This window comes from Deferrisoma palaeochoriense, assembly GCF_054656955.1.
Map to the genome: position 1 here is coordinate 1 of NZ_BAAHXI010000107.1, position 6,620 is coordinate 6,620.

At 56.1% G+C, this 6,620-nt stretch carries 5 protein-coding genes; 3 read left to right on the top strand and 2 right to left on the bottom strand.

Translation table 11 applies throughout. The features are described 5' to 3' along the window. Positions 1–204, bottom strand: a 204-nt coding sequence (locus ACYQ8L_RS17715; protein WP_459943154.1) for a hypothetical protein, incomplete at its 3' end; no start/stop codon positions are given. Here ACYQ8L_RS17715 and ACYQ8L_RS17720 point away from each other — a divergent pair. Continuing rightward, the gene (locus tag ACYQ8L_RS17720) at positions 161–1,411 is read left to right on the top strand and encodes a polysaccharide pyruvyl transferase family protein (RefSeq protein WP_459943153.1); all 1,251 of its coding nucleotides are present in this window, start codon (positions 161–163) and stop codon (positions 1,409–1,411) included. The genes ACYQ8L_RS17715 and ACYQ8L_RS17720 overlap by 44 nt on opposite strands. After that, on the top strand, positions 1,408–2,832 hold the full coding sequence (locus ACYQ8L_RS17725) for an O-antigen ligase family protein (protein ID WP_459943150.1): 1,425 nt from the start codon (positions 1,408–1,410) through the stop codon (positions 2,830–2,832). The genes ACYQ8L_RS17720 and ACYQ8L_RS17725 overlap by 4 nt, the downstream gene beginning before the upstream one ends. A 491-nt stretch (positions 2,833–3,323) precedes the next feature. Here ACYQ8L_RS17725 and ACYQ8L_RS17730 read toward each other — a convergent pair whose 3' ends face one another. Further along, the gene (locus ACYQ8L_RS17730) at positions 3,324–4,703 is read right to left on the bottom strand and encodes an IS1380 family transposase (RefSeq protein ID WP_459943151.1); all 1,380 of its coding nucleotides are present in this window, start codon (positions 4,701–4,703) and stop codon (positions 3,324–3,326) included. Between the two features lie 220 nt (positions 4,704–4,923). On the opposite strand from ACYQ8L_RS17730, the gene ACYQ8L_RS17735 reads away from it, so the two are divergent. After that, the gene (locus tag ACYQ8L_RS17735; protein WP_459943152.1) at positions 4,924–6,195 is read left to right on the top strand and encodes a lipopolysaccharide biosynthesis protein; all 1,272 of its coding nucleotides are present in this window, start codon (positions 4,924–4,926) and stop codon (positions 6,193–6,195) included. Positions 6,196–6,620 lie beyond the last annotated feature (425 nt).

The window sequence follows — 6,620 nt, forward strand, 5'->3', positions numbered from 1 at the left end:
ATAACTTTGCAGCGTCCCTTCCCCGGGCTTGTTGTGCGAGACATAGGAGATGCGCCGCATGTTGAACGGCGGTAAAGGCCCGATGAAGGTTTTGCTAACCCACGGTTGGGCTGATTCGAACAAAGGCGACCTAGCGATCACGCTTGAAGCGGTCCGCCGCATTCGCGATGCGTTTCCCAAAACACATGTGGATTTGATGTCCATATTTTCTTCTGCTGATTACAGGTTCTGGAGCGAGAATCGGTATCCGCGAAAGGAGGGGGTTAATGTGGTGGGGGGCGTGTTCCCAGCCCCTCGTATAAAGCGCCAACCAGATGAGGTGATCACGGGAGGCAGGGTTCTCGGTACGGCAATCGGATCACTTGCGAGGGCGGCTTGGGGCGCCTCGGTTCTTCGGAGTTGTGGGCCAAATGCTTGGGTGCGCTTGGCGCCGACGCAAGTGAAAGCTGGGTGCCGCGCGATTGCGGAGGCGAACCTCGTGGTGGTCAAGGGGGGGGGGTTCCTATACGGAGGGTCCACACCCCGTGATCTGTTCTTTATGGCGCGGATCTTGTACCCAATTTGGGTAGCGGTGTCTCTCGGTAAGCCAGTGGTGGTTCTACCCCATTCCATTGGTCCTTTTCGTGGGCGCGTCGCGGAGTACTTCGCTCGCAGCATTCTGAATCGGGTTACTACGATCATGGTCAGGGAAGAACCCTCCGCGGAGGAGTTGCGTCGGATCGGGGTTGTGCGCCCACGGGTGGAGGTCGTGCCCGATGTTGCCTTCGGGATGAAGCCTGCTGAACCGCAACCGGAGGACCTCGCGCTAATTCCCCCGTTGCGCTCGAATCGGCGCGGATACGTGGGGTTGACAGTGCGTCCTTGGGATTTTCCTGGATATCCGGATACAGTTCAGCGCTATCAGCGATATCTGAAGTCAATTGCGTCTGCTGTACGTTGCATCGTTCAAGAATACCGCCGAGATGTTATTATTTGGCCACAGGTAATAGGTCCAGACCCTCGAGAGAATGATCTTGTTGCGGTTCAAGATTTAACCAGATTTTTGGATGGTGATGGCGTCACCGTAGTTGAGAAGGACCTGCACCCGGCCGTATTAGCGGGTCTTTATTCACGCATGGATGCCATGATAGGGACCCGAATGCATTCCGTCATTTTTGCTCTATTGAGCGCGGTGCCGTGCCTTGCGATTTCGTATCACGGAACCAAGGCGCCTGGAATCATGCGCCGGTTTGGGTTGGAGGAATTTGTTCTGGATATCGGGGAACTCTCACCAGAGCGTTTGCGCCAGACAGTATGTCGGCTCTTGGACTATGGTCCCGGTGCACGGCCCGAGTTAGCGGCGCGTGTGAGGGTGGAGTCCGATCGTGCGCGTCGGGTGGTGGTGAAATTGTTGAAGGAGAGTCTCCGGTGAGACAGGGGCCGTGCAAGGGCCGCCTTTTGTTTTTGTTTGCTGGATTCAGCCTCTTTTGCTGCGCTTCCTCGATTGCGTTTTTTACGAGGCATCCGCAGGTAATTGTCTTGGCGATGGTGTTCGGACTTTTTCTCCTTGTTCTGCCCCCTTTTCTGAAAAGCCCGGTTCGGATTGTTGTGTGCTTTATTGTTCTAGTGCCGGTCTTTTCTGTAGCTGGATTTTTGCCTCCTGTGCTCGATCTAAATCTTGGATTCAACCCGAACAGGATAATTAAAGATATCGTGTTGTTGGTTTTGTTTGTATTGGCTGTCGTGCACCGACTACTTAAAAAAAAGAAATCTCTGCCAAGACTTTCAGTTTGGTTTCTATGGGCTGGAATATATTATGTATATACGGTGATAATTTTTCTAACTTCTGTCGCCGGGGTTGCTAGTTTTGCGGCTCTCAGGAGTTACCTGCTGTACCCGGTTGCAGTTACTGTAACCGTCGTGTTAGTAACCAGGAATTGGGAAGATGTAAGGAAACTGGCTGCAGCGTATGTAGTAGCAAGTTGTGGGATAGCTAGTCTTGGTTTGGTGCAGTTTTATTTCGCGGACCAACTACTTATGTTTGGGGCACTCGGTGATCGGATGCTGAAGACGAGAATGGCTTCGGTCACGGGGAACCCTAACCTCGCGGCTTACACGATGGTGTTGGGTATGTTTTGGGCTCTTGCCGTGGTTCAGCGCCGTTGGTTGCGGTTCGGGGTACTGGCGCTGTTGTTTTGTGGCGTTCTGGCTACAGGCACGCGTTCCGCCGTGCTCGTTTTGGGGCTTGTTTTTACCGGGTATTGTGTGGTTAGGCGTAGATGGAGAGCGTTGACTGTAGCCCTTGTGTGTGCAGGTGTAGCTTTCCTGTTTATTGGCCACACGGTATCTACCCGTCTGCTTGAAGCAATTACAACAGGGGACGAACGTCTCGAAATGTGGGATACAGTTCTTGAGCATGCTGCGTTTCGCGGGGGAGTGCTTTTTGGTTTGGGCGTTGGGACAATAGGCACGTTTGGGGAGTTACAGGCCTCGTTGGGGATGGGCGCGGTTGCGCCAATGGGCGGGGAATTAACATATGTTGATAATCATTATGTGTACGTTCTTGTTGAACAGGGCGTTGTAGGTTTGGGTTTGTGGACTGCGATGAACGGCTTAATCTTATGGGATGCGGTGCGATTTAGGAGGCCTGGTTTTGGTGACTGTAGAAAGGACGTGCTGTTGGATAGTTGCGCAATGGTTGTTATGGGTGTTTTGCTTATCTGTATTTGGGCAGACTGCTATAATACATTTCCAATAAATTTAGGGTTTTGGCTTGCCGTAGGTATACTCTGGTGGAGTAGAATGCAAGGGACTGGCAACCGGTCTGCCAGTCTCGCAGAACGCGTGGCATGATGCGACAAGACATTATGATTGTCACAGCACCAATGTGCGAGATTTTGTAGTTTCTGTGCCCAGGCCCGAAGGCCTATTGAAAAAAGGCTGTGTAGCAAAGTAATCGCCATAGAAACCCTCTTGGTAGGGGTGACCGCGGCTTGGTATGCTTCTTTTGGCTGGTTGGCGTTGACGACACTACCACCCGACGGGAGACGAGACCATTTTGTTTGAACAACTCCGGTTCCTCGGGTTTCCCACCCGTCGAGTTCCACCATTGTTAGCCCGGATTATTCATGAACGGTGCTGATCGAGGCTTTGCTGAGCGGAATCGGGTACATACTCTGTTGCCGATGTGAGGTTTACCGGTTCGCAAGTGAAACAAAAGCGGCAATGCCGCACATGAATATTGCGTAAAGGTGCAGAAATAGGGGCATCACCCTGGATTTTGGGCAGACCTCTCCCGTCAGCCGAAATCCGAAAAGAAAAACAGGAATCGGGGACTGCCGCCGTCAGACTCGTATCGGAAGCGGTTGCTGCTCCAGACGGGCGAGGTTGGCCAGGATGGTGCGAAGGAGGGCCTTGTAGGGGTAGGACGAGGCGCACTGGACGACCACGCGGCGCACCGACTCCTTCACCCGGGCTCCGACCTTCAGCAACCGCAGGCGAAGGGTGTCCATCGAGGCGGTGGCGAGTTGGGTTCCGGCGGCCGCCTGGCGCACGTGCCACAGGAGAACGTAGGCCACGGTGTGCAAAAGGAGCCGGAACTGGTTGGCCTCGAACCGGTGGCAACTCGTGCGGCCGGCCTTGAGGTGGAGCTTGAGTTCCTTGATCCGGTTTTCGGTTTCGCCGCGGCCGATGTAGAGCTCGTCGTAGACCCGTTGGGGAGCCAGATAGTGCACGTTGGTCACGACAAATCGGGTGTTGGGGCCCTGGGGGAGGTATTCCACCTTGGCCACGACGCGGCGGGGATGCTCCCAGGAGTCGGCCTGGTAGGAGAAGGCCGTGAAGGTGCGCTGCTTTTCCCCGGTGGCCTCGTAGGCCTGGCGGGCCTGTTCGACCAGAGAGGTGACGCGGTCGCGAAGGCGGGGGTTGGGAATGAGGCCGATCGTGTAGGAGACGTCCAGACGCTCCAGGGTGCGGTAGAAGTCGGGGATGGCAAAGCCGCTGTCGGCCCGCACGAGGATGTGGGCTTCGGGGTAGCCCTCCTTCAGCCGGGGGAGAATCCTTCGGAGGATGTGGGCGGCGCCTTTGGAGGCATGGGACCGGCCGGAGCGCAGCACGGCGGCCAGGGGGTAGCCGGTGAGGCCGTCGAAGACGAGAAGCGGATGGAACATGTACTGGCCGTAGAAGCCGTGGAAGAGGGCGAGTTGCTGGCGGCCGTGGGCGGGATCGTCGGTGGAATCGATGTCGATGACGATCAGGCGCCGGGGGCCGGGGTGGGCGGCGATGTAGGATTCGACGAGGAGTTCGGCAACACGGACCAGCTCTTTTCGGGTGATGCGGTTTTCGAGCCGGCACAGGGTGGGCTGGGAGGCGAGATCGGGGGCAGAATCGGGGGTGCGCCCGGTGGCGATTTTGAGGGCGGGGTCGGCGCGCAGGGTGTTGTGGTCGTTGGCGTCCTCGTAGCCGAGGGCGATGGCGAAGGTTCGATGCAGGAGGAGGGTGTATTGGTCGTGTCGGACCTTGCGGGGATCGCGGGGGTCATGGAGGCGGGCCGAGACGTCGCGAACGAGGCCGACGCGGCGTTCGATCTCCTGCAGGAGGAGGACACCGGCATCGGAGGTAATCTTGCCGCCATCGAAGGTGGCGATGACGGGTTTGCGGCCGAGGTTTGCAAAGGGGAGCTGGGTGTGACAGTCTGTACGCAACGGGCACTCCTCTGTTGGCATGTTTTCCTAAGGCGGAACAACATGTTAGAGGGTGCCCGTTCTCTTGTCTATACCTTCTCGTGAATAATCCCGGGTTAGAGGCCCTCAGTCATTCCGACGGGAACGTCCTTGGACACGAGTCGGCGGGGGCAGGGGTTCTAATGAACCGGACGAGTCGATTGTGAAGGCGTTTGGGGCCTGGCACCCTGATCCACCGACCGAGGATGATGAGGTGCGCTCTTTGTACTACTTTCGCGGACCTCGTGGATCCGCTAAGAGAGGAATTTTGGTGTTGGGGGGAGGTACGGGGCTTGCTCAGGCGTTGGGGGTCCTGGCGGCACCCTTGCTTGCGCGGTTATACACGCCCGCGGAGTTCGGTGTCTACTCTGTCTATCTAGCAGTAATTTCAGTGATGATGGTTGTGGCGTCTTTTCGCTATGATCTCGCCCTGCTTATTCCAGAGGAGGAGGGAGGAGCGGCGGCGCTGTTTGTGATTGCCCTTGCATGCGTCGGCCTGAATTCAGGAGGGATGCTAGTGGGGGCGACGGTGGCACTAAAGGCTGGGTGGTGGCCAGACGGTTGGCCGTCCAGTCTCGCTATCTGGGTCCCGCTCGGTGTAGCAGGGGTAGGGTGTGCGCAGGTACTGATCCACTGGAGCGTTCGGGGGAAAGCTTATGAGCGGATATCCGGGGGAAAAATAGCTCAGGCGGGAGCGCAGTTGGTTGGGCAAGTGGTGGGGGGGAGTGCTCCAGGGGGACTGATCATAGGCGACATAATTGGCCGTTATGTTGGATGCACGGTGCTTGTGAAAGGGCAGGTACGGAAACTCCGCCTGGCTCTTCGTTTCGTGTCTATGAACGATGTCAAGCAAGCAGCGAGAGATTATGCTCGATTTCCCTTGGTTTCCACGTGGGGTGCATTATTAAATGCCGCAAGCCTTCAGTTGCCCGTCATGATCATGGCGGGCGCGTACGGTTCGGGGATGGTAGGGCAGCTTGGTTTGGCGTCGCGAGTACTGTCGTTGCCAGTTTCCTTGTTAGGTCAAGCCATCGGGCAAGTTTTTGTGGGAGAGGCGAGTGCTCGCTTAAAAGGTGCGCCGGGCGGACTTCTTCGACTCTATAATAAACTTACGCGGAATGTGCTGATTCATTGTATTCTTCCAGGTGTGCTTTTTTTTCTTGGATGCCCAGTTCTATTCAGAACGGTTTTCGGGGAGAGTTGGTACGAGGCCGGTGTGTATGCTAGGATTTTGACACCTGTGGTGATGGGACAGTTGGTTTTGGTTCCCGTCGCACAGGTTTTAAATCTTATTGGGAGAAATGGCTTATATGTCGTGCTCGAAGTAATGAGATTCCTCGTGATGGTTGTCGTGCTAGTCTCGTTTTCTAGAAGCGGGAACGCGAAAAATTGTGTTGTTGCGTTTTCTGCGGTGACGACATTCGTATATGTGTGTATGTATTGTGTGCATGTGGTTGCAATTCGAGAATTCGAGAGGCAGCGTAGCCTTGCTTAGGAGGATTCTCCTAGAGTGGCCGGGCACCCGAGTCTTGCAGGCTCAGATGCCATGGTGCGGGTGCGCCGCCGGTGAGGTTTTGTGGTTGTTCCAATCTGCGTCCGGGGCGCATGCTCGCTTCCGGTGGTGGCGACCACCCTGTTTCGTCAAGCGTCAGGGTTCGGGAAGCACATAGGCAAGATGGGCGGATGTCGTTGGCCAGAGCATTGTTTGAGGGGAAATGCTCTTGGCCGGGGCTGGGATGGGAGTGCAGACCGGTACCGCGACCGAGGAGGCGCTGACAGTTGTCCAACGGCGGCGTCTTTCGCCGAATGGCGGGTTGCGTGGGACGTCTGGGAAACGTTGGAACGCGTCGCCCGCAAGGATAACAATATCAAGAAATGGAAAATTAAGCACGTGACGGTTATGTATTCTAAAGCTAGTTG

What these genes read in the sequence shown, in the direction of transcription:
- ACYQ8L_RS17730 (WP_459943151.1), bottom strand. Translation starts at nt 4,703, where the DNA reads ATGCCAACAGAGGAGTGCCCGTTGCGTACAGACTGTCACACCCAGCTC.